Annotated in this window: 22 protein-coding genes and 2 tRNA genes; 16 read left to right on the forward strand and 8 right to left on the reverse strand. The window is 71.3% G+C overall.

Annotated features, from left to right (window positions below; genetic code table 11):
* Nucleotides 1-121: 121 nt before the first annotated feature.
* Nucleotides 122-607 carry a carbonic anhydrase gene (locus AB0I60_RS32005; protein ID WP_360736448.1) on the forward strand — a complete coding sequence of 162 codons (486 nt, stop codon included), beginning with the start codon at nt 122-124 and terminating at the stop codon, nt 605-607.
* A 16-nt stretch (nt 608-623) separates the two neighbouring features.
* Nucleotides 624-2,072, forward strand: coding sequence for a SulP family inorganic anion transporter (locus AB0I60_RS32010; protein ID WP_360736712.1), 1,449 nt, complete (start codon nt 624-626; stop codon nt 2,070-2,072).
* A gap of 372 nt (nt 2,073-2,444) precedes the next feature.
* Here AB0I60_RS32010 and AB0I60_RS32015 read toward each other — a convergent pair whose 3' ends face one another.
* Nucleotides 2,445-3,308 (reverse strand): hypothetical protein, encoded by an 864-nt coding sequence (locus AB0I60_RS32015; RefSeq protein WP_360736450.1) that lies wholly within the window; start codon nt 3,306-3,308, stop codon nt 2,445-2,447.
* A 16-nt stretch (nt 3,309-3,324) separates the two neighbouring features.
* A complete protein-coding gene (locus AB0I60_RS32020; protein WP_360736453.1) occupies nt 3,325-4,050 on the reverse strand; it encodes a peptidase E in 726 nt (241 codons plus the stop codon).
* A gap of 104 nt (nt 4,051-4,154) precedes the next feature.
* Between AB0I60_RS32020 and AB0I60_RS32025 the strand changes: the two genes are divergently transcribed.
* Genes AB0I60_RS32025 through AB0I60_RS32035 form a run of 3 tightly spaced genes read left to right on the forward strand, consistent with a single transcriptional unit; the run spans nt 4,155 to nt 7,108 of the window.
* The gene (locus tag AB0I60_RS32025) at nt 4,155-4,736 is read left to right on the forward strand and encodes a YdcF family protein (protein WP_360736455.1); all 582 of its coding nucleotides are present in this window, start codon (nt 4,155-4,157) and stop codon (nt 4,734-4,736) included.
* A 28-nt stretch (nt 4,737-4,764) separates the two neighbouring features.
* Nucleotides 4,765-6,015 carry a deoxyguanosinetriphosphate triphosphohydrolase gene (locus tag AB0I60_RS32030; protein WP_360736457.1) on the forward strand — a complete coding sequence of 417 codons (1,251 nt, stop codon included), beginning with the start codon at nt 4,765-4,767 and terminating at the stop codon, nt 6,013-6,015.
* 46 nt (nt 6,016-6,061) lie between these two features.
* Nucleotides 6,062-7,108: a serpin family protein gene (locus AB0I60_RS32035; protein WP_360736459.1), complete on the forward strand. Its 1,047-nt coding sequence runs from the start codon at nt 6,062-6,064 to the stop codon at nt 7,106-7,108.
* Nucleotides 7,109-7,203: 95 nt separating this feature from the next.
* Here the strand turns inward: AB0I60_RS32035 and AB0I60_RS32040 are convergent, their stop codons facing one another.
* Nucleotides 7,204-7,404 (reverse strand): hypothetical protein, encoded by a 201-nt coding sequence (locus AB0I60_RS32040; protein ID WP_360736462.1) that lies wholly within the window; start codon nt 7,402-7,404, stop codon nt 7,204-7,206.
* Between the two features lie 105 nt (nt 7,405-7,509).
* Between AB0I60_RS32040 and AB0I60_RS32045 the strand changes: the two genes are divergently transcribed.
* A complete protein-coding gene (locus AB0I60_RS32045; protein WP_360736464.1) occupies nt 7,510-8,076 on the forward strand; it encodes a carboxymuconolactone decarboxylase family protein in 567 nt (188 codons plus the stop codon).
* A gap of 50 nt (nt 8,077-8,126) precedes the next feature.
* Here the strand turns inward: AB0I60_RS32045 and AB0I60_RS32050 are convergent, their stop codons facing one another.
* Nucleotides 8,127-8,792: a dioxygenase gene (locus AB0I60_RS32050; protein ID WP_360736466.1), complete on the reverse strand. Its 666-nt coding sequence runs from the start codon at nt 8,790-8,792 to the stop codon at nt 8,127-8,129.
* Between the two features lie 147 nt (nt 8,793-8,939).
* Nucleotides 8,940-9,845 (reverse strand): sigma-70 family RNA polymerase sigma factor, encoded by a 906-nt coding sequence (locus AB0I60_RS32055; protein ID WP_360736468.1) that lies wholly within the window; start codon nt 9,843-9,845, stop codon nt 8,940-8,942.
* A gap of 34 nt (nt 9,846-9,879) precedes the next feature.
* Between AB0I60_RS32055 and dnaG the strand changes: the two genes are divergently transcribed.
* Genes dnaG through AB0I60_RS32070 form a run of 3 tightly spaced genes read left to right on the forward strand, consistent with a single transcriptional unit; the run spans nt 9,880 to nt 13,080 of the window.
* Nucleotides 9,880-11,769, forward strand: coding sequence for a DNA primase (dnaG, locus tag AB0I60_RS32060; protein WP_360736470.1), 1,890 nt, complete (start codon nt 9,880-9,882; stop codon nt 11,767-11,769).
* Complete coding sequence (locus AB0I60_RS32065; RefSeq protein ID WP_360736715.1) at nt 11,769-12,281, forward strand: hypothetical protein; 513 nt, start codon at nt 11,769-11,771, stop codon at nt 12,279-12,281. The genes dnaG and AB0I60_RS32065 overlap by 1 nt, the downstream gene beginning before the upstream one ends.
* A 52-nt stretch (nt 12,282-12,333) precedes the next feature.
* Nucleotides 12,334-13,080: a trans-aconitate 2-methyltransferase gene (locus AB0I60_RS32070; RefSeq protein ID WP_360736472.1), complete on the forward strand. Its 747-nt coding sequence runs from the start codon at nt 12,334-12,336 to the stop codon at nt 13,078-13,080.
* Nucleotides 13,081-13,110: 30 nt separating this feature from the next.
* On the opposite strand, the gene AB0I60_RS32075 is transcribed toward AB0I60_RS32070, so the two are convergent.
* Nucleotides 13,111-13,359: a hypothetical protein gene (locus AB0I60_RS32075; protein WP_360736475.1), complete on the reverse strand. Its 249-nt coding sequence runs from the start codon at nt 13,357-13,359 to the stop codon at nt 13,111-13,113.
* Nucleotides 13,360-13,496: 137 nt separating this feature from the next.
* Here AB0I60_RS32075 and AB0I60_RS32080 point away from each other — a divergent pair.
* The 4 genes from AB0I60_RS32080 to AB0I60_RS32095 all read left to right on the forward strand — a co-directional run bounded on the left by AB0I60_RS32080 (nt 13,497) and on the right by AB0I60_RS32095 (nt 16,201).
* A tRNA-Asn gene (locus AB0I60_RS32080) sits at nt 13,497-13,568 on the forward strand.
* A 250-nt stretch (nt 13,569-13,818) separates the two neighbouring features.
* Nucleotides 13,819-14,664 carry an oxygenase MpaB family protein gene (locus tag AB0I60_RS32085; protein ID WP_360736477.1) on the forward strand — a complete coding sequence of 282 codons (846 nt, stop codon included), beginning with the start codon at nt 13,819-13,821 and terminating at the stop codon, nt 14,662-14,664.
* Nucleotides 14,665-14,749: 85 nt separating this feature from the next.
* Nucleotides 14,750-14,824: transfer RNA gene (locus AB0I60_RS32090), tRNA-Ile, on the forward strand.
* A gap of 90 nt (nt 14,825-14,914) precedes the next feature.
* A complete protein-coding gene (locus AB0I60_RS32095) occupies nt 14,915-16,201 on the forward strand; it encodes a tyrosine-type recombinase/integrase (RefSeq protein ID WP_360736480.1) in 1,287 nt (428 codons plus the stop codon).
* Here the strand turns inward: AB0I60_RS32095 and AB0I60_RS32100 are convergent.
* Nucleotides 16,190-17,320, reverse strand: a complete 1,131-nt coding sequence (locus AB0I60_RS32100) for a hypothetical protein (RefSeq protein WP_360736482.1) — start codon at nt 17,318-17,320, stop codon at nt 16,190-16,192. The two genes, AB0I60_RS32095 and AB0I60_RS32100, sit on opposite strands and share 12 nt — an antisense overlap.
* Nucleotides 17,321-17,477: 157 nt before the next feature.
* Between AB0I60_RS32100 and AB0I60_RS32105 the strand changes: the two genes are divergently transcribed.
* Genes AB0I60_RS32105 through AB0I60_RS32115 form a run of 3 tightly spaced genes read left to right on the forward strand, consistent with a single transcriptional unit; the run spans nt 17,478 to nt 18,571 of the window.
* Nucleotides 17,478-17,696, forward strand: coding sequence for a hypothetical protein (locus AB0I60_RS32105; protein ID WP_360736484.1), 219 nt, complete (start codon nt 17,478-17,480; stop codon nt 17,694-17,696).
* A complete protein-coding gene (locus AB0I60_RS32110; protein WP_360736486.1) occupies nt 17,674-18,009 on the forward strand; it encodes a hypothetical protein in 336 nt (111 codons plus the stop codon). The genes AB0I60_RS32105 and AB0I60_RS32110 overlap by 23 nt, the downstream gene beginning before the upstream one ends.
* A gap of 43 nt (nt 18,010-18,052) precedes the next feature.
* Nucleotides 18,053-18,571 carry a hypothetical protein gene (locus AB0I60_RS32115; RefSeq protein WP_360736488.1) on the forward strand — a complete coding sequence of 173 codons (519 nt, stop codon included), beginning with the start codon at nt 18,053-18,055 and terminating at the stop codon, nt 18,569-18,571.
* A 225-nt stretch (nt 18,572-18,796) separates the two neighbouring features.
* On the opposite strand, the gene AB0I60_RS32120 is transcribed toward AB0I60_RS32115, so the two are convergent.
* On the reverse strand, nt 18,797-20,944 hold the full coding sequence (locus AB0I60_RS32120) for a cell division protein FtsK (RefSeq protein ID WP_360736490.1): 2,148 nt from the start codon (nt 20,942-20,944) through the stop codon (nt 18,797-18,799).
* Between the last annotated feature and the right edge of the window lie 64 nt (nt 20,945-21,008).

The following is a 21,008-nucleotide window of genomic DNA, read 5'->3' on the forward strand; positions in this document are numbered from 1 at the left end:
CTACTGACCTGTGAGGAATCCCGTGGATTTCCGTCACCTAGTTCAGCACGCCCGGACGCATTCGCAGCGGCGCTCCCCCGAAACGGGGCGGCGACTCGCAGCCGGGCAGTCACCGACCGCCTTGTTCATCACCTGCGCCGATTCGCGCATCCAACCCGCGGCCATCACCGGGGCCGAACCCGGCAGCCTGTTCGAGCTGCGCACGGCGGGCAACGTGATCCCCGCGTTCAGCCCCCACTCGGCGTCCAGCGAGATGGCCACCATCGAATTCGCGGTCGTGCAGTTGCGGGTCGCCGAAATCGTCGTGTGCGGGCATTCGCACTGCGGCGCGGTGAACGCCCTGCACAGCGGCCGGCCGGCCCTCGACCACCTGCCGACGATGCTGCGCTGGCTCGCCACGCACGCCCCGTTCCGGACCGGCACGCCCACCGACGGCCTGCGGGCCGAGGGCAAGGAGCACGTGGTCGCGCAACTGCGCGCGTTGCAGGACTACCCGTTCGTGCGGGACCGGCTCGACGCCGGCGACCTGCGCGTGCACGGCTGGTTCTACGACATCGAGTCCGGCGACGTGTCGGCCTTCGCCGCCGACCGCTTCCAGCCGCTCTAGGAGCAGTGGCGTGACCATGCGCATCGAAGAACCGGTGTCCCGCCCGTCCGGCGGGACCTCCTACTGGCCCGACGTCGGGGCGTCGCTGGTGGTGTTCCTGGTGGCGCTGCCGCTGTGCGTCGGCGTCGCCGTGGCCTCCGGTGTCCCGGCCGAGCTGGGCATCGTCACCGGCGTGGTCGGCGGCCTCGTCGCCGGCCTCCTGCCCGGCAGCTCGTTGCAGGTCAGCGGCCCCGCCGCCGGGCTCACCGTGCTGGTCGCCGACACGGTGGCCACGCACGGCCCGGCCGCGCTGGGCGTCATCGTGCTCGGCGCGGGCCTGCTCCAGGTGGCGATGGGCCTGCTGCGCCTGGGGCGGTGGTTCCGGGCCATCTCGCCCGCCGTCGTGCAGGGGATGCTGGCCGGCATCGGCCTGGTCCTGGTGCTCGGCCAGCTCTACCCGTTCGCCGGCCTGACCGCGCCCGCCACCACCTGGGAGAAGTTCACCGGGCTGCCCGGCCTGGTGGTCGCGGCGGTCGGCTCGCCCGCCGGGATCGGCGTCGGGGTGCTCACGCTCGTGGTCGCCTCGGTGTGGAAGCGCACCAGGTTCCGCGCCGTGCCGGGCGTGCTGGTCGCCGTCGTGGCGGCCAGTGCCGTCGGGGTGTTCCTGCCGTTGCCCAGGATCGAGGTCGGTCCGCTGACCGATGTGGTGCGGCTGGTCGACTTCTCGCTGGTCGATGCGGGCGTGCTCGGCGCTGCCGTGACGTTCGCGCTGGTCGCCTCGGCGGAGAGCCTGTTCAGCGCGGCGGCCGTGGACCGGATGCACACCGGTCCGCGCACCCAGTACAACCGCGAGCTGGTCGCCCAGGGCGTCGGCAACACCGTGTGCGGCGTGCTCGGCGCGCTGCCCATGACCGCCGTCATCGTCCGCAGCGCGACCAACGTGCAGGCCGGGGCGCGCACCAAGGCGTCCCGCGTGCTGCACGGCGTGTGGCTGCTGGTGTTCGTCGTGGCGCTGCCCGGCGTGCTGTCCTACGTGCCGCTCGCGGTGCTGGCGGCCATCCTGGTGCAGGCCGGGTGGAAGCTGCTGGAGCCCCGGCGGGTCGTGGAGCTGGCGCGCACCGACCGGGCGGAGAGCGCGGTGCTGCTGCTCACCGCCGGGCTCATCGTCACCACGGACCTGCTGACCGGGACCCTGGTCGGCGTGCTGGCGGCCGTGGTGAAGACGGCGTGGGACGTGTCGCGGCTGACCGTCACGGTGGCCCCGGACGGCGGTGAGCACGAGCACGTGACGCTGCGCGGCAACGCCACGTTCCTGAAGCTGCCGAGGCTGCTGGAGGCGCTGGAGGCCCTGCCGGCGACCAAGCACGTCCGGGTCGACCTGCGCGACCTGCGCCACTCGGACCAGGCGTGCCGCCAGGCCATCGAGCAGTGGGCTGCGGCCCACCGCACGGCCGGCCGGACGGTGGACCTGATCCGCCCGGCGTGAGACGGGGGTCCCCGGCCGGTCACGCCGACCGGCCGGGAGACCTCCCGCCCCGCTCGACCCGGAACCCCGGAGCCGGGTGGGCGGCAGGACCAGCACGTCCCGTCCGGTGGTCGGGACGGACACGGTGAGGTGCGGGCGGTCGCCGTCCCCCACCCGCCCCTCGACCGCCAGGCCGGACAGGTCCAGCTCCCCGGAGGCCGACTCCACCTCGTCGAAGAGCACCGCGACCGGGCCGGAGACCGACGCCCCGACGAACCGGACCTCCGCACCCGCGAACACCGACCCGGCAGCTCGGACGTGTCCTTGGTCTGGAGCGCCGTTCGGCCGGCGCGTTCCCCCTCAGGGAACAGGATCTTCGGTGCGCCCGGCGTCTCAGTGCTCCGGTGCGAAGGACGACAGCAGCGCCCGGGTGATGTCGTCCAGGTGGCCGCGCGCGTCGTCGGGGGAGATGCTGCTCTGCACCGACAGCAGCGCCACCGCGTACCGGTGGCCCACGACGCCCGCCGAGTGCAGGTACAGGTCGGTCGGGTAGTACCACATCCACCCCTGCTTGGCGTACCCGTCGACACCCGGCTTGAGCAGGCCGAACGCCTGGTCGAAGCCGTCGGCGGCGGTGGCCGGGGCGGTGGACAGCGCGTCCACCACGAACGTGCGCGCCGCCTCCGGCAGGGTGGTCAGGACGTAGCGGTAGAGCCGGACCAGGTCGTCGGCCGACATCTCCACGTCGCCCCACTGCGACGGGTCCACGGGGGCACGGGTCGACCGGAGGCCCACCAGTTCGGACACCCGGTCCACCGCGCCCGGGCCGTCGTGCCCGGTCCACAGCTCGTTCATGGCCTCGTCGTCGCTGTCGCTCAACGCCCGGCGCAGCCGCTCCCGGTCGGCGTCGTCCACCTCGCCCGAGGAGAGCAGGTCGACGGCCACCAGCAGCTTGCTCAACGACGCGGTGTGGAACGGCACGTCGCCCCGGTGGCCGGCGGACGCCCCGGTCGCCAGGTCCAGCACGGACACCGCCAGGTCGACGCCGTCCGCACCCTCGACCGCCCGCGCCACGGCCGCCGCGAGGTCCGGGGCGGTGGCCCCGTCGACGGGTGGCACGGCCGGGCGCGGGGTCGTGCCGGAGGTGGGCGCGGACGCGCCGGCGGGCACTCGCACGCCGACCGGGCCCGCCGCCGTGCACGCCGTCGTCAGCGCGACGACCAGCGCCAGCCCGGCGACCCCACGTCCTCGTCCCACGTTTCCAGACTCCGAGTCACAGCCGCCGGATGTCGAGCGTTTCCTCCTGTGCGATTCCTGAAGACCCGTCCCGCTCGACCAGGTAGGCCCCGCCGTTGCGCCGTTCGGAGACCGCCTCGACCAGTTCGGTGCCCCGGTACAGCAGGCCCGCGCCGTCGTCGGTGCAGTAGGTCTTCGGCAGCACGCCGGACGTGACGGCGGCGTGGATGGTGGGCCGCCGCAACGCCTCGGAGTCGTAGTGCACCCCGTTGCCGTAAGGCAGCAGCGCAAGGCCGTTCGTCACCACCCTCAGGTCGGGCCCGAACGAGTCCGTCGCGCCGCCGGCGTGCCAGCAGATCGACCCCGCCGACACGCCGCCCAGCACGACGCCCGCCTCCCACGCGCGGCGCATCGCCTTGCCGACCTCGTGCACCTCCCACACGGCCAGCAGGTTCGCCACGCTGCCGCCGCCGACCCACACCACGTCCTGCTCCAGCAGGAACCCCCCGATGTCGTCGGTCGCGGGCATCACGAACAGGTTCAGGTGGCTGAGCTGCCAGCCGGCCAGGCGCGCGGCCTCGCCCAGCTCCGCCTGGAACGAGCGCTGGTCGCCGGCCGCCGTGCCGACGTGGCACACCTTCGGCTTGGCCGCGCCGGACAGCTCGACCGCGTGGTGGACGAGCTTGTGGAACTCCAGGGTCGTGCGGGAACCGGCCTTCAAACCGCCGGAGGTGGCCAGGATCGTGGGCTGTTCTGCGGGCATCCCGTGATCCTCGCAGCCCTGCCGCCGGGTGTGGAATCATCGGCGGGGTGACGTTCCTGGCCCGGATCCGCCGCTTGGTCCAACGAACCGTGATCGGTGCCCTGGTGGTCGGGTTACTCGTGGTGGGCGGTACGGCGTTCCGGGTCTGGCAGGTGGCCCGCGAGGACGACCGGACGCACGCCGACATGGCCGTGGTGCTCGGTGCCGCGCAGTTCAACGGCGTGCCCTCCGACGTGCTGGAGGCCCGCCTGGAGCACGCCCGCCGGCTCTACGAGCAGGGCGTGGTCCGCTACATCGCCACCACCGGTGGCCGCCAGCCGGGCGACAACTTCACCGAGGGCCAGGCCGGGCGGATGTGGCTGGAGTCCAACGGGGTTCCCGCCGACCGCATCCTGGAGATCGGCGAGGGCACCGACACCCTCGGCAGCCTCCAGGCGCTGGCGACCAAGGCCCGAGCCAAGTCCCTGAAGACCGCCGTGATCGTCTCCGACCCGTGGCACTCGCTGCGCGCCCGCACCATGGCCGAGGACCAGGGCCTGGACGCCTGGACGTCGCCGACCCGCAGCGGCCCGAACGTGCAGACCCGCGAGACCCAGTTCTTCTACATCAAGCGCGAGACCGGGGCGCTGCTCTACTACCACCTGATGAAGGCCCCCGTGGACGCGTTCGACGGCATCCTGCTCTGAACGCCGGCGCATTCCTTACGCTGTGCGGATGAGCGGCGGGTACACCGGTTCCGACTCCGCGCGGCTGCTGGCCGAGGAGCCCAAGGGCGCGGTGCTGGCGGGCGTGACGGGCGAGCGGCGGACGCCGTTCTCCCGCGACCGGGCGCGGGTGCTGCACTCGGCGGCGCTGCGCCGGCTGGCCGGCAAGACCCAGGTCGTGGGCCCCGGCGAGGGCGCGGAGGTGACCGGCGTGCCGCGCACCCGGCTCACCCACTCGCTGGAGGTCGCCCAGATCGGCCGGGGCATCGGCGAGGAGCTCGGCTGCGACCCGGACGTGGTGGACACCGCCGGCCTCGCGCACGACATCGGGCACCCGCCGTTCGGGCACAACGGGGAACGCGCGCTGGACGAGCTGGCCGGCCCGTGCGGCGGGTTCGAGGGCAACGCGCAGACCCTGCGCATCCTGACCCGCCTGGAACCCAAGACGGACCGGGGCCTCAACCTCACCCGGGCGTGCCTGGACGCCGCCACCAAGTACCCGTGGCCGCGCCGCGCCGGGCTGGTGAAGTTCGGTGCCTACCCCGACGACCTGGACGTGCTCCGGTGGGTGCGGGAGGGGGCGCCGGACGGCCGGCGGTGCCTGGAGGCGCAGGTGATGGACTGGGCCGACGACGTCGCCTATTCCGTGCACGACGTGGAGGACGGCGTGCTCGCGCACCGCATCGCGTTGTCCTCGCTCGGCGACGCCGAGGAGCGCGCGGCCGTCGCGGAGCTGGCCGCCGCGCACTTCTCCGCCGAGTCGGTCGCCGACCTGGAGGAGGTCGCGGGCGAGCTGGCCCGGCTGCCGGTGATCGCGGAGCTGGCCACCTACGACGGGTCGCTGGGTGCGCAGGTCGCGCTCAAGCGGCTCACCAGTGAGCTGGTCGGCCGGTTCGCGTCCGCCGCCGTGGGCGCGACCCGCGCGGCGCACGGCGACGGCCCGCTGACCCGCTACGCCGCCGACCTCGTGGTGCCGCCGCTGGTGGCTGCCGAGGTGGCGCTGCTCAAGGCGATGGCGGTCCGGTACGTGATGAGCGACCCGGAGCGGCTGCGGTTGCAGCGCCGCCAGCGCGAGGCGATCGCGGAGCTGGTGGCCGGGCTGCTCGCGGGCGGCCCGGACGTGCTCGACCCGGCGTTCGTGCCCGCGTGGCTGCTGGCCGGCGACGACGCGGCGCGGCTGCGCGTGGTGGTCGACCAGGTGTCGCTGCTGACCGACGCGCAGGCGTGGGCGTGGCACGCGGCCAAGGGCGTCGCCGGGTGAGCGGTGGCACACTCGACCGTGCCCGCCCGATCCCCGAGGAGACCCCGTGCCCGACCGTGCGCACCTGAGCTTCGCCCTGACCCTGCACGACGCGGTCGCCCCCGACCGGGGACGGGACGCGGTCTGGTCGCCGTACTCGGTGGCCAGTGCGCTGGGCATGGCCGCCGACGCCGCGCGCGGCCGGACGCGGCGCGAGCTGGAGGTGCTGCTCGGCGCGGGCAACGCCGAGCTGCTGCGCGGTTCCGCCCCCGGCGAGGAGGCCGGGTTCGCCGTGGCGAACACGCTCTGGGCGTGGGACGCCCTCCCGCTCAACGAGGGCTTCCTCGACGAGCTGGCCCGGTGGCCCGGCGGCCGGGTGCGCTCCGCCCCGTTCACCGACGACCCGGAGGGCGCGCGCGAGCTGATCAACGCCGACGTCGCCGACACCACCCGGGACCTGGTCCCCGAGCTGCTGCCGGTCGGCGCGGTGAAGGCCGACACGGTCGCCTCGCTGGTGAACGCGCTGTACCTGAAGTGCGCCTGGAAGGAGGAGTTCCCGGTGCACGACACCGCGCCCCGGCCGTTCGCCGGCGCGGGCGAGGTGCCCACCATGCGGCTGGAAGCCACCCTGGGGCACGCCGAGGCGGCCGGTTGGCAGGCGGTGGCGATCCCCGCGCGCGGGGACGTGGAGGCGGTCGTGCTGCTGCCCGACGGCGACCTCGGCGACCTCGCGGGCGTGCCCGCCGTGCTGGGGGCGCTGGAGCAGCGGCGGGTCGAGCTGTTCCTGCCGAAGCTCTCGCTGCGGGTGCCGACCACGCTCGGCGCGGCGCTGCGCGAGGTCGGTGTGCGGGAGCTGTTCACCCGGGACGCCGACCTGACCGGGCTGAGCCCCGACCCCCGGCTGTACGTGGACGAGGTGCTGCACGAAGCCGTGCTGCGCCTGGACGAGCAGGGCTTCGAGGGCGCGGCGGCCACCGCCGTGATGATGCGGCTGACCTCGGTCGTCGAGCACCCGCCGGCCCGGACGGTCCGGGTGGACCGCCCGCACCTGCTGCTGGTCCGGCACCGGGGTACCGGCGCGATCTACTTCCTGGCCCAGGTCGTCACGCCCTGACGGCCGGGCGTCGACCAGCGCCCCGGCGGCCAGGCCCTGACCGGCGCTCCGCCCGTCACGCCCTGACCGTCACGTCCGGGTCGGCGCGCTGCGGGTCACGCCCTGGCGGTCGAGCCCTGGTCGGGGAACCGGAGCTGGAGCCGCATCCCCTCGCCGTCGCGGCCGGGCAGCGCGCACAGCAGCACCGTGCCGCGCTCGCCGTGGCGGACCCGCACCGCGCACGAGTCACCCGCCATCAGGGTGCCCGCCAGCAGTCCGGCGGCTTCGGGGTCGAGTTCGAGGGTGAGGCTGCTCATGGGATCGACGCTATGCCCTCCGTCACCTCCGCCGGGTCACCTGAAGGTGTCACGTTCGCCGGTCCCGCCCCGTCCAGGGGGAGAGGACCGAGACGAGGAGGGGCCGTGGCAAGGATTCCCAAGGTCACCGCGAAGCAGGCGAACCCGCTGGTCAAGTTCGCGTACTGGGTCACCCGGCGGCGCTACGGCGCGGTGCCCGAGCCGGTGGCGGTGTTCGCCCACCACGGGCGGCTGCTCGTGGCGGGCTCCCGGCACGAACTGGCCGTCGAGCGCGGCGCGAAGGTGCTGCCCGCGTCGCTGCGGGACCTGGTGGTCTACGCGACGGCGGTCAAGCTCGGCTGCTCGTGGTGCGTGGACTTCGGCACCATGCTGATCAAGCACCAGGGGCTCGACGTCGAGCGGCTGCGCGAGATCGGGGTGTACCAATCCTCGGAGAAGTACACCGCCACCGAGAAATTGGCACTCGCCTACGCCGAGGCGATGACCGACACCCCGGTCACCGTGACCGACGAGCAGGTCGCCGAGCTGGACCGCCGGCTGGGCCACCGGGGGCTGGTCGAGCTGACCTACCTGATCGCCCTGGAGAACCAGCGCGGGCGGTTCAACTCGGCGTTCGGCATCACCGACCAGGGGTTCACCTCCGGCGACGCCTGCCGCGTGCCGCTGCCGTGACCGGTGCGGGTGGATGGCCGGGTCTCCCGGACGGCCATCCACCCCCGTGCTCAGGCGGTGCGCACCACGAAGTCGAACTTGCCCTGGTACCGGTTGGCGGTGAGCGGGCCGAGCGGGATCACCGTGTCGCGGATGTAGTACGCGTCACGGCGGTTCGCTGCGGCGAAGTTGACGCCGTACGCCTTGGTGTCGTCCGGGAAGTAGAGCTGCGTGGTGAGGACGGGACCGCGCGGTGCCTGCACCTTCACGTGGATGTGCGGCGTGCGGCCCGGGTACTCGTTCGGGACGATCGTCTCCAGGGTGTACGCGCCGTTCGCGGCCGTGAACTGGTGGCCGCGACCCCGGTAGGCGGTCGTGCTGTTGTCGTACTGCCCGCGCTGGTCGGCCTGCCAGAAGTCGACCAGGACGTTGGCCAGCGGCCGGCACCGCAGGTCGTACACGAAGCCGGTCAGGCTGAGCAGCACGCCGGACACGCCCGCCGTGCGCAGGTTGGTGCGCAGCGGCGAGTTGCGCCGGAAGTACGGACCCTCGATGACGGGAGGGGTGTCATCGCCGTCCGTGCACTGCGGCGTCAGGGGCAGGGTCTGCCCTTCCGCCAGGGGGATGCCGGCCAAGCCCACGCCTGCGGCGGTCAGCGCCACGGCTGCCGTGGCGGCCGTGCCCGTGGCGATGAACGACCGACGTGTGGTGCCGTCGTCGTTGAGCTCTTCGGTCATGTGGAGCTTTCCTTTCCGAGGAGAAAGGCGGCGCGCTTCACGGTATCCAGGTCTAGACCACCACGGATCTACCGTTCAGTTCACTCCCAGTGGCGGGTCGGTTGCTCCGCGTGGCCGTGTGGGTGATCGAAAGCGGTGGTGGGGCGCTCAGAACCGGACGTGGCCCAGCTTGTCCGGGTTCGAGACGTCGTAGAGCGCCACGAGCTTCCCGTCCCGCAGGGTGAACGAGGTGACCCGTGCGGCGAGGTCTCCCTGAGCCGGGAACCGCACGCCGAGGTCGCCGTTGACCAGCACCGGCACCCCGCCCGGCAGGCCCGCGTACCGGCGCATCAGGCCGAGCAGGAAGCGGGACACCTTGTCCGGCCCGGTGATCACGTTCAGCGCGGTGCGCGCCTTGCCGTCCGCGTCGCCCACCAGCACCACGTCCGGGTGCAGCAGCCCGACCACGGCGTCCACGTCGCCCGAGGCCAGCGCGGCCAGGAACCGTTCCAGCACCTCGCGCTGGGCGTCCAGCGCCACCCGGGGCGGCGGCGGGGCGGCCGACGCCGCGCGCCGACCCCGCGACGCGTGCTGGCGGGCCGTGGCCGGCGTGCAGCCCAGCGTCTCGGCGATCGAGTCGAACGGCACCCCGAACGCGTCGTGCAGCACGAACGCCACCCGCTGCTCGGGCGTCAGCTCGTCGAGCAGCACCAGGGCCGCCATCCGCACGCCGTCGTCGCGGACCACGGCCTCCAGCGGGTCGTCCTCGAACGAGGTGACCAGCGGCTCGGGCAGCCACTGCCCGACGTACCGCTCCCGCCGCACGGCCGCCGAGCGCAGCCGGTCCAGGCACAGCCGCCCCACCACGGTGGTCAGCCAGCCGCGCAGGTCCTCGATCTCCGCGCGCCCCCGCTCGGACAGCCGCGACAGCCGCAGCCACGCCTCCTGCACCGCGTCCTCGGCGTCCGCGACGCTGCCGGTCAGCCGGTAGGCCACACCCACCAGGTGCGGGCGGTGCGCGGTGAACGCGGCGGCCAGGCCCGGCCCGGCCGCGCTGTTGTCGGCGGCGGTCACGGCACCCAGTCTGCCGGCACTAGACTCGGCGACCGTGGCAGGACGAATCCGGGACAGCGATGTCGCGTTGGTGCGGGACCGCAGCCGGATCGACGAGGTCGTCGGCGACCACGTGTCGCTGCGCCGGGCCGGCGGCGGCGCGCTGAAGGGCCTGTGCCCGTTCCACGACGAGAAGTCGCCGAGCTTCAACGTCCGCCCGACGCACGGCACGTTTCACTGCTTCGGCTGCGGCGAGGGCGGCGACGCGATCGCCTTCGTGATGAAGATCGAGCACCTCGGGTTCGTGGAGGCCGTCGAACGCCTCGCCGACCGCGCGGGCATCCAGCTCACCTACGAGGGCGGCGGTGCGACCGTCCAGCGCGACCGGGGCACCCGGTCCCGCCTGCTGGAGGCGCACCGCGCCGCCGCCGAGTTCTACGCCGAGCAGCTCGCCACGCCCGACGCCATGCCGGCCCGGGAGTTCCTGGCGCAGCGCGGCTTCGACGAGGGCGCGGCCCGCACGTTCGGCTGCGGGTTCGCCCCGGCCGGCTGGGACCGGCTCACCAAGCACCTGCTGGGGCGCGGCTTCGAGCTGACCGAGCTGATCAAGGCGCAGCTGTCCAAGGAGGGCAGGCAGGGGCCGATCGACCGCTTCCACCGCCGGCTGCTGTGGCCGATCCGCGACCTCGGCGGCGACGTGGTCGGCTTCGGCGCGCGGCGGATCTTCGACGACGACCAGATCCAGGCCAAGTACCTCAACACCGGCGAGAGCCCCATCTACAAGAAGTCGACCGTCCTGTTCGGCCTCGACCTGGCCAAGCGGGAGATCGCCAAGCGCCGGCAGGCCGTCGTGGTCGAGGGCTACACCGACGTGATGGCGATGCACCTGGCCGGCGTGCCCACGGCCGTCGCCTCGTGCGGCACGGCGTTCGGCGCGGACCACATGAACGTGCTGCGCCGGCTGCTGATCGACGACGACCTCAACGGCGAGGTGATCTTCACCTTCGACGGCGACGCGGCCGGCCAGAAGGCGGCGCTCAAGGCGTTCGAGGGCGAGCAGCAGTTCTCCGCCCAGACCTACATCGCCGTCGCGCCGGACGGCATGGACCCGTGCGAGCTGCGCCAGGCCAAGGGCGACGTGGCGGTGCGCGACCTGGTGGCCCGGCGCACCCCGCTGTTCGAGTTCGCCATCCGCACCCAGCTCCAGACCTACGACCTGGACTCGGTGGACGGCCGGGTCGAGGCGCTCAAGAAGATGGTGCCGTTCGTCGCCCAGATCAAGGACCGCGCCAAGCGGGACGGTTACGCGACCAAGCTCGCCTGGTGGGTGGGCTGGGACGACGAGTCGGCCGTGGTGCGGCGGGTGCGCGAGACCGCGACCGGCCGGGCACCCGCGAAGGGCCGTCCGCGCCCGGTCGACCCGAACCAGGGCGCACTGGCCGTCGAGGCCGACGGCCCGGCGCGGCCCGACCCGCGCGACCCCGAGCTGCGGCCCCAGCGCGAGGCGCTGAAAGCCGCGCTGCAACTGCCCGAGATGGCCGGGCCGGGCTACGACTCGCTGCCCGACGAGGTCTTCACGCACCCCGTCTACCAGGCGCTGCACCGGGCGATCCGGGAGGCCGGCGGCGTGTCCGGCGGGCTGTCCGGCCCGGCGCTGGTGGACGCGGTCAACCGGGGCTGCGACCAGCAGGTGGCGCGGTCGGTGCTCACGGAGCTGTCCGTCGAGGCGCTCCAGGTGCGCGCGGACGAGTACCGGTACGTGCAGGGCGTCCTGGCGCGCTTGCAGCAGCGGCTGGTCGGCTCGCAGATCGTGGAGATCAAGTCGCGGCTGCGGCGGGTGTCGCCGGTCGAGGACGCCGACGAGTACCGCGCGCTGTTCGGTGACCTGATCGCGCTGGAGGAGTACAACAAGGAACTGCGCGACCAATCGGTGGGCGGGCTGTGATGGGGATCTGGCGCAGGCTGTTCGGCTCGGGTGCGCCCGAGGGCTTCACCGGTGGGCTGGCGGCCGAGGAGCACGTGCTGGCGTCGGCCGCGACCGGTGACGGGTTTCTGGTGGCGACCACGCTCGGGCTGTGGCTGCCGGGCCCGCGCCGGCTGGGCTGGCACCTGGTGTCCAAGGCGTCGTGGACCGGGAGCGCGCTGAGCGTGGTCGAGGCGGTGGAGGACGGCGACGCGGGCGGGGCCGTGCTGCTGCGCGACCTGCCGGCGGTGAAGTACCCGCTGGCCGCGCCGGGCAAGGTGCCCGAGGTGGTGCACGCGCGGGTGACCGGCTCGATCCGCTCGCGGCACCGCAACGAGGACCCCGGTGCGTGGTTCCTCCAGCGCAAGGTACCGGGGCGTGACGGCGTGGTGCTCCAGGTCCGGCCCGACCCGGGGGCGGACGTGGCGCGGGTGCGTGAGATCGCAGCCGAGACGGCGGCCAGGCTGGCGTCCTTGCGGCCCGACTCGGACTGACGGCCGCTCCGGGTACCGTAGTAGTACGTCCGTACTGCTATGGGGGTGTCGCATGTGGGACCCGGCGAAGTACCTGGCGTTCGCCGACCACCGGTCGCGGCCGTTCCACGACCTCGTCGCCCGGATCGGCGCGACGACGCCGAGGCGGGTCGTGGACCTGGGGTGCGGGCCGGGCACCCTCACCGGCGCGCTGGTCGCGCGGTGGCCCGGTGCGGTCGTGGAGGCGCTGGACTCCTCGCCCGAAATGGTCGCGGCGGCGCGGGAACGCGGGCTGGACGCGCGGGTGCAGGACGTCACGACGTGGGAGCCCGAACCGGACACGGACGTCGTGGTGACCAACGCCGTCCTCCAGTGGGTGCCGGGGCACGAGGCGCTGCTACGGCGCTGGGTCGGCGCGCTGCCGTCCGGCGCTTGGCTCGGGATGCAGGTGCCGGGGAACTTCGACGGCCCGTCGCACGCCGTCACCTGGGCCCTGATCGCCCGCTCGTGGCCTGAACTGGCCGGGTCGGTGCGGGTGTCGCCCGTGCTCGGTCCGGAGGGCTACGCGGACGTCCTGGCCGCCGCCGAGGTGGACGCCTGGGAGACGACCTACCTCCAGCGGCTGACGGGCGAGGACGCGGTGTTGGAGTGGATCACCGGGACGGCGCTGCGCCCCGTGCGGGCGGCGCTGGACGACACCGCGTGGGCCGAGTTCCGGGCCCAGTTGGCGCCGCTGCTGCGCGCCGAGTACCCGCAGCGCCCCGATGGCACGACGTGGTTCCCGTTCCGCCGGGTCTTCGCCGTGGCCAGGGTGCGCTAGTCCGCGCGCGGGATGACCGCGCGGGAGGACTCAGTCCGCGCGCGGGATGACCGGATCGCGCCGGAAGGCGTCGGGCCGGTGCCCGTTGGTCGACGGGGTGGACGACCGCTTGAACCCGGTCTTCTCACCGACCTTGGCCCGCACGATCCCGGCGGCCCCCTGCACGGCGGGGTGGTCGGCGATGGCGCGGAAGGCCCGCGCGATCTGGTCGTACCGGGCCCGACCGGCGCGCGCGCCGAGCACGTAGCCGATCGCGGCCCCGAACAGGATGCCCTTCATCGAGGTCTCCTCTGCTTGGCGAAGTGCCTGGTCACGCACCGTCCTGCCGGAGAAGGAGGGGGTGTGTGCGAGCACTGTTCCGGATGCGCTAGAGTTATGTCCCGTCGGGCCGCAAGGCCCGGTGGACAACCGAACATTCCCCCTTAGCTCAATGGCAGAGCATTCGACTGTTAATCGAAGGGTTACTGGTTCGAATCCAGTAGGGGGAGCAGGATCGCAGCGCAGCCCCAGGTCTCCGACCTGGGGCTTCTCGCGTCAGGTGGGGCGGCTCGGGCTTGCGCGACCTGTCCATTTCCCGCCGTCCTCCTCCTGGCTCGTCCTGCCCCCAGGGTGGCCGGCGGGGCGGCCCGCGAAACCTGCCGGCGGCGGCCCCGGCCCCGGATTGGCGCGTCCCCGGTCCGAGCGGGACCACCCGTTCGGACCGATCACCCGCCGCCGCGCGTGCGGCACGCTTTCCCCATGCCGGACCGCTTCGCCAACCGCCGCCTGATCGAGTCCCTGGACCCCGTGCGCGACCACCAGCGCATCCTGCGCGTGTCGTCCGGCTACGAGTTCCCCTGGGACTACGTGCGCTCGCTGGAGTTCGCGCTGTTCAAGACCTACTGCGTGCCCTCCATCTCCGGCCTGCTGGCCAAGACCGGCGAGTTCGAGCGCCGGGCCCAGCAGCGGTACGACGACACGTCCCTGCTCATGGCCGAGCTCGTGGACCACGGCTACGACTCGCCCAGGGGCCGGGAAGCGCTGCGCGTGGTCAACCGCCTGCACGGCCGGTACGAGATCGACAACGACGACATGAAGTACGTGCTGTCGACGTTCGTCTACGAGCCGATCGACTGGCTGGACCGCTACGGCTGGCGCCCGTTGACCACGCAGGAGCGCCTGGCCGCGTTCCACTTCTACCGCGCGGTCGGTGCCCGCATGGCGATCCGGGACGTGCCGGGCGACTTCGACGAGTACCGGGCGTTCAAGGAGTCCTACGAGGAGCGCCACTTCGTCTACGACGAGACGAACCACCGGATCGGCCAGTACACCGTGGACCTGTTCTGCTCGTGGTACCCCGCGCCGAAGGCGGTGACGTCCCGGGCCGTCGTGGCGCTGCTGGACGAGCGCATGGTCAGGGCCTTCGGCTTCACCGCGCCGCCACCGTGGCTGGGCGCCTTCGAACGCCGTGCCCTGCGCCTCCGCGCCCGCCTGGTCCGCCACTTCCCACCACGCCGCACACCCCGCCTGACCAACGACCCGCACAACCGCACGTACCCCGGCTACCCGACCGGGTACCGGCCGTCCGACCTCGGAGCCCCGTAGGAGGTTGCACACGGGTTGGTCACGTGCTGCCGGGTTGCCGAGACGCGCGCCCCACCGATCTGTACTCTCCTGAACCGCACATCAGGGGGCGGTAGCTCAGCTGGTCAGAGCAGCGGACTCATAATCCGTCAGGTCGTGGGTTCGAACCCCACCCGCCCCACCCCGTGAGCAGCGTGGACGTGTCGTCGGTGATCGACTGAAGATCAACTGTCCATGTTGTCGTCCATGAACCCCCGGGTGACCATGAGCCATGGCCACCAACGACACCAGCGAGGAGCGCCGCCGGCGGGGCAGCGTCCGGCAGCGCGGCAACTCACTTCAGGTCCGCGTCTTCGCGGGCGTCGACCCCGTCACGGGCAAAGACGTCTACCTCTCGGAGACCGTCAAGGGCACCACCAAGGCGGCTCACAAGCAGGCTGACAAAGTGATGACGAGGCTGCTGGCCGAAGTGGACCGGCAGCGCTCGACCAGCACCAGCGTGACCTTCTCCCACGCGATTGACGAGTGGCTGAAGAACGTGGAGCTTGAGGACAACACGCGAGACGGCTATGTGGGCTACATAGAGCGGTCGATCCGCCCGGCGTTGGGCAAAGTGCAGGTTCGCAAGCTGTCGGCCCGGACGCTCGAAAGCTTGTACTCGGACCTGCGGCGGTGCCGTGCCCGTTGTGACGGCCGGCCGTTCATCGAGCGGCACCGGGCCGAGAGTGAGCACGACTGCGCTGAAGCCAAGTGCAAGCCGCACAAGTGCAACCCGATGGCCGCGTCGTCCGTGCGGCAGATCCACGCCATCATCAGCGGCGTGCTGAACGCCGCCGTCAGGTGGGAGTGGATACCCCACAGCCCGGCGAAGGTGGCGCAGAAGCCGAAGCAGAAGCCGCCCCAGCCCGACCCACCATCACCCGCCGATGCCGCACGGCTGGTTGAAGCAGCTTTCGAGATGGATGACGACTGGGGAACCCTCGTCTGGTTGGTGATGACCACCGGGGTCCGGCGTGGTGAAGTCTGCGCGCTCCGCTGGTCGCACGTGAACCTTGAAGAGGGAACGGTCGAGATCCGTCGGAGCTACACCTTGCGTCGGGGCGTCGGCAAGGAGAAGGACACCAAGACGCATCAAATGCGCCGTATCGCACTGGACAACGAAACTCTTGTGTTGCTCATGGAGCACCGCCAGCGCTGCCGTGAGCGGCTCGCTGAACTCGACGTCGAGCTGACGCCGGACACGTACGTCTTTCTGGGCGTGCGCAAGGCGGACCCGACCGTGCCGTACTCGCCGCACGCGGTGTCGAGTCGCTACAAGGACATGGCGGAGCGGCTGAAGATCGGTACCCATCTCCACGCCCTGCGGCACTACTCCGCGACGGAGCTGCTGACGGCCGGGGTCGATCTCCGCACGGTCGCCGGACGTCTGGGACACGGCGGTGGTGGAGCAACGACCCTGCGGGTGTACGCGGCGTGGGTGGCGGCCTCGGATCGGAAGGCGGCGGAGATCCTGGGTTCGCGGATGCCCAAGCGCAAGCGGGGCGAGTCAGCGGATTAGTGCTTCCAGTCGTCTGCGCTGCCTGCTCGACCCGATTTGAGCGGCGAGCAGCCGGGCACGTTCCGCGTGTGCTTCGACTTCAGCCCGTGCACCGTTCGCGGACAATGCTTGCACCAGATCCACCCTCAGGGCCGTTTCTGCCCGGGTGAACGTAGGGTCGAGTTGATCGAGTACTGAGATCAACACGTCGATCGCTTCTCGGCTGCCAAGTCTCGCAAGTGCACTTCCGCGCCACCGGGTCAGGTGGGTCACGTCGAAAACGAGGTAAGGCGCACTCGCGCGATCGGATTCGTCAGTGATCAACCGCGCGGCCACGTCGAACGCTCGCAAGCTGTCCGAGTCACGTCCGTTCGCTGCCAGCGTTTCGCCGTGAGCGGCCGTCAGCCAGGCGGCGAGGAATGTGGGAGCGTGACCGCGCGCGATGTCGAGCGCATGATCCGTGAGGTCGAGAGCTGCCGGCATGTCGCCTATGTCGAGCAGGACGACTGCTTGACCGGCGCACGCGTACGCCTCCAACGATCGGGATTCCGCCACCCGTGCCGCACTTCGCGCTTTGTCGTAGTGCTCCCACGACTCGCGCACCATGCCCTGGTCCAGTGACTGCCATCCGGCAAGTGTCGAGGCATCGGCTATCACGCTGGCGAGCCTCGCGCGCACCTGGTGGTCGAGCACGTCGCCGAGCAGTTGCCACATCTGGTTGATCTGCGCGCGAAGCTCATCGAGGAGCGTCGCTCCTCCGAGTCGTCGGTCGATCACCCGTGTGAGGTTCAGCTTCTCTTGCAGCAGTGAGGCCGTTTGCTGGTCGACATTGCGTCCGGACGAGATGCGCGCCCGAAGTTCGAGCGCTTCGGACGACCAGTTCCGCGCCTCGGGAGCCGACGCGGACGACGGCTTGAGCAGTCGGTCGACCGGCACGCCGAGCATCTGCTCCAGCAGTCGCCTGGTTCCGGTTCGCGGTGCTCCGAGGGGCCGACCATCGGCCCGGTGACCGGAGGCCAACCGGTGGACGTGACGGGCGCTCAACGTGGCGTCTATCCCGTGCTCGTACGCGTACCGATTGGCGTGTTCGCTGAACTCCTCAGCGGTCAGCCCACGCTCGTGGAGCAGTTCGCTGAGCAACGTGCGTCGGTGCCCTGACTCCATCGGGTCGTCTCCATGTCGCCAATGTCAGCGCTGATGATTCTAGACCCCATAGGTCCGACAGGGGCACTGGCAGGTCATTCCCCTTGATCAAGCCACAGGTAAAGCTGAGGTCAGCGAATCGTCTGAGGTGGTGATGATCGTGGTGTGGGGTGAGCTGGCGAGTGATCTCGGCGGGATCGTGCTGTTCCTGGTGTGGCTCGTGATCCCTCTGCTCTACCTCGTCGCCTTCGGCAGGCGTTACGTGCGGCAAAGCCGGGAGAGCGCTCAAGCGGCGACGTGGGCGCGTGACGAGGTGAGCCAGATCCGCGAGGAACAGAGAGAAGAGAGCTATGACTCTGACGTTGGTGGGTGAAGGCGGTACGGGCGAGGGTGGGAAGACGCCCGGATCGTTGTTCGATGATCCGGAAGTCGTCATCGAGGTGCAGAAGTTCGTGGACGAGCAGGCACCGCGAGTCTTCGCGGTCATGCAGGAGACGCTCGAACCTCTGGCGGACCTGCAACTCGTCGCGTGGGGGATCACGACGAAGGACGGTGTAGAGGTGTCCTCGGTGCACGGCGGGATGCACATGAGTCTTCAGAGCGTGGAGAGCACGTTGTTCTTCTTCAGGGTCGGTGGGCAGGCGACTCCCCGGATCTTCTGGGTTGGGGGCGGGCGTGGGGAGTAACGGGCTTGAGACGGCCCTGGAGTGCGTGGCGCGAAGGTGGCCGGTGGTTCCGGGCGCGCTGTGGGTGCGGGACGCCTACGTCGATCCTGTGACGGGCTCCGAGTGCGACTCGCTGGCCCTGTCGTCTCCGGCGATGGCGACGTTGGACCCGGAGGAGGTCCGGCGGTTGTGGCCGGTGACGGAGCAGGGCGCCACGCGTTCGACGCTGGCCGTCCTCGGGGCATCGATGACTGCGGTGGTGGTCGAGTTGGAGCCGGCGGGGCGGTTGGTCGAGTCGGAGGCATTCCGTGCCTCGCCCACTCCGGTAGTCGTGCTCCCGGTGCCGATGTTCAGCACGATGATCGAGTCGGCGGTGTTCGTGGTGTCGTCGGTGGGAGGGCTGGACGAGAAGTTCGTCCTCTCGCAAGGCGCGTTGCTGCCGTTGCCGCCCGTGGTGATCGAGGGAGGCGCGGCACGGTGGCTGGTGTCGCCGGACGAGTGTGACGGGCTGATGAGCGGCCCGGAGTTGGCGCGGCTGTTGGTGCCGGAGACCCCGTCTGTTGAGCGCGTTCCGACTGGCTGAGCGGAGGCACCGGAAGCGTCACCGGTACCTGTGCACGACGGGACGGCCGTGTGCGGACCATCCACCCGGATGGCACCGCACACGGCCTTTTCGTATGTCTGGGACAGGTGCCCCGTCCCGTGTCCCGCCCGTCACAATAGCCTGTTTGCGCTGATCAGAGGCGCTTCGGTGGGTGTCCCACCAGGTGTGACGCGGTGACTGGCTCGGGACAGGTCGCGTGACGGGTCAAAGGTCATCTTCCACCGCCTCCCCATCCACCGTCCCGTCCCAGACGGAGGCCAAGGCTGCCCGGAGGTCGGCGATGAGGTAGCCGCGTACCTGTCGGACACCGTCGTCGGTGACGATCCGGTCGCGGGTCGGCCGACAGCCGAACTCGCCCATCCTCAGGCCAAATGCAGTGGGCTCGATGTCCAACGCGGCCGTCAGTTCCGCTGTGGGCACGAAGTCGCGTCCGCCGGGTTGAATGTCGTCGCCGAGGTAGTCCACAACAGACGCCAGCGGTTCGGGAACCTTCGTCTCGTGAGCGCGCGTTGCGACGGTTTCGACTGCGTTGGCGACCGCCGCGCGATCGAGCACCGGTCGGTCGTCTTGCCCGGCCGCGTGACCGCTCAAGGTGCTCTCCGCTTCCCTGAGCGCACGACCTCTGGCACAGATGGTTCGCCAGTCCTCGTTGGGCATGTAGTAGGTCCGGACGGTGGTGGCGAGAAGGTCGGCCCCCGCCGTGGTCTCTCCGTCCGGCCGGAGGATGCCGACGCCCTTGTGCGTGGCCATTAGCCGGCTGCTGTCGTAGCCACGTGTGTTCATCTGCTCGCCCAACACGATGTTGCTGTCCCTCCAGTCCATCACCCGCAGCGCGAACCGCGAGCCCAGCACGGCACGGAGGTTGCTGGGGATGGTCTTGCTGTCCGGTCGTTGGGTCGCCAGCACGAGGACGATGCCGGCGGCCGGTCCCTTGCGAGCGAGCCACGTGAGCAACTCGCCCACGTACTCGCCTGCCGTGAGCTTCTTCCCCTGCACATCCAGCGGTGTCCGGTCCTCCAGAGGGATCTGTACTTCGTCGACGAAAAGTGCCGTCACCGGCATGTTCAGGTTCGGGTCGCGGGACATGGCGGGCGTGATCTTCGATTCCGGGCACGTCTCGTCATCGAGGTCCTGCATCCGCCGGTAGCGGCCCTGCACCTCTGCCACCAGCTCCACGAGCCAGTCAGCGAGCGCCAGGACGTGCGCGGGTTCGTCGCCGGCCATGAACCGGTGCGCAACCCGTGCTGCCGCGTGCCAGTCCTTCCCGGCCTTGAAGTCAGCCACGTACAGCCGGGTGTGTGGATCGAGAATCAGACCCGCCGCTGCCAACCGTGCCGCGAAAGTCTTGCCCTGCCTCGGGATCGCGCCCACGAGCAGCGACGTCCAGACCAACGGCAAGTCGACCCGCCGTTGTCGGGCATCACGGCCGAACGGCACCGGCCGCCACGCATCCCACTGCTCGACCCTCAGCAACGGCGTCCGCAGTGGAGGTGTGCCGTACGGGTCTTCGTCAGCGACCCACAGCGCGACCCTGCCGGCATGGCCGCCGTTGCCGCGTACGCGTTCGGCGATGAGCTGGACCTCGTCCACCGCGAGCGCCGATGCCAACGCATCCCGGTTCTTGATCACGTCGGCAGCCTTGCGGGTCGCCGGCAGGTCTGCGGTGACCGCCCACCCGTCACCCTGCCTGGTGGCGCGTTCGACCAGCCGGAGCGTCTCGTCCTTGCCGATGAGCTTGGCGTCTCGGAACGCGTCCACGAGTACCTGAGGGTCCATCGTCCACGTCAGCGTCCGTGGACCCGCCAAAGCCGGTTTGCGCCCCGGCGAGCCGTCCTTGCGGCGACCGAGCACCGCCAGGCCGACCGACACCACTCCGCCACCGATCCACAGCACCAGATGCCCGTAAACGAGATCGAAAGCCGCAACCGCCACACCAGTCGCCGCGAGGACGGCACCGGTGACCTTCCACCGGAACAGCGTCAAGGCCCGGATGTCGCCGAACTTGTCCGCCAACTTCTCCGATTGCTCGGCAGCCGCCCGGTAATCGGCGACCCGCACCCACGACCGCCACCACCGCACCGCCACCAGCGACCCACGCACTACCGCGCGGGCGAACCGGAACGGCGACCGCAGCACCGCAACCACGAAGTCCCTCACGGCCTGCATCACCAGCCGCCGCGACTTCAACCCGACCGGCACACGTGGCGAGCGCTGCCACCATTCGGCCAGCCTCCGCACCCACGACTTCACGGGTGTCGCCGGCTGCTCGTCCACGAGTTCACCGTCAAGTACGGCGTTCACCAACTCACGGCTCGACGTATGGACCGGGAGCGAGCCGTTGTCCGGGTTCATGACGGCTCGCCCCGTTGCAGTTCGTGCATCAGCGTGGCCCTCAGACGTGACGACAGCCCGGGTG

This window comes from Actinosynnema sp. NPDC050436, from assembly GCF_040655415.1.
GTDB lineage: Bacteria > Actinomycetota > Actinomycetes > Mycobacteriales > Pseudonocardiaceae > Actinosynnema.

Excerpts from the sequence above, each read along its gene's own strand:
- AB0I60_RS32010 (WP_360736712.1), top strand. The coding sequence starts at position 624 with ATGCGCATCGAAGAACCGGTGTCCCGCCCGTCCGGCGGGACCTCCTAC.
- AB0I60_RS32020 (WP_360736453.1), bottom strand. The coding sequence starts at position 4,050 with ATGCCCGCAGAACAGCCCACGATCCTGGCCACCTCCGGCGGTTTGAAG.
- AB0I60_RS32030 (WP_360736457.1), top strand. The coding sequence starts at position 4,765 with ATGAGCGGCGGGTACACCGGTTCCGACTCCGCGCGGCTGCTGGCCGAG.
- AB0I60_RS32040 (WP_360736462.1), bottom strand. The coding sequence starts at position 7,404 with ATGAGCAGCCTCACCCTCGAACTCGACCCCGAAGCCGCCGGACTGCTG.
- AB0I60_RS32050 (WP_360736466.1), bottom strand. The coding sequence starts at position 8,792 with ATGACCGAAGAGCTCAACGACGACGGCACCACACGTCGGTCGTTCATC.
- AB0I60_RS32065 (WP_360736715.1), top strand. The coding sequence starts at position 11,769 with ATGGGGATCTGGCGCAGGCTGTTCGGCTCGGGTGCGCCCGAGGGCTTC.
- AB0I60_RS32070 (WP_360736472.1), top strand. The coding sequence starts at position 12,334 with ATGTGGGACCCGGCGAAGTACCTGGCGTTCGCCGACCACCGGTCGCGG.
- AB0I60_RS32075 (WP_360736475.1), bottom strand. The coding sequence starts at position 13,359 with ATGAAGGGCATCCTGTTCGGGGCCGCGATCGGCTACGTGCTCGGCGCG.
- AB0I60_RS32085 (WP_360736477.1), top strand. The coding sequence starts at position 13,819 with ATGCCGGACCGCTTCGCCAACCGCCGCCTGATCGAGTCCCTGGACCCC.
- AB0I60_RS32095 (WP_360736480.1), top strand. The coding sequence starts at position 14,915 with ATGGCCACCAACGACACCAGCGAGGAGCGCCGCCGGCGGGGCAGCGTC.
- AB0I60_RS32105 (WP_360736484.1), top strand. The coding sequence starts at position 17,478 with ATGATCGTGGTGTGGGGTGAGCTGGCGAGTGATCTCGGCGGGATCGTG.
- AB0I60_RS32110 (WP_360736486.1), top strand. The coding sequence starts at position 17,674 with ATGACTCTGACGTTGGTGGGTGAAGGCGGTACGGGCGAGGGTGGGAAG.
- AB0I60_RS32120 (WP_360736490.1), bottom strand. The coding sequence starts at position 20,944 with ATGAACCCGGACAACGGCTCGCTCCCGGTCCATACGTCGAGCCGTGAG.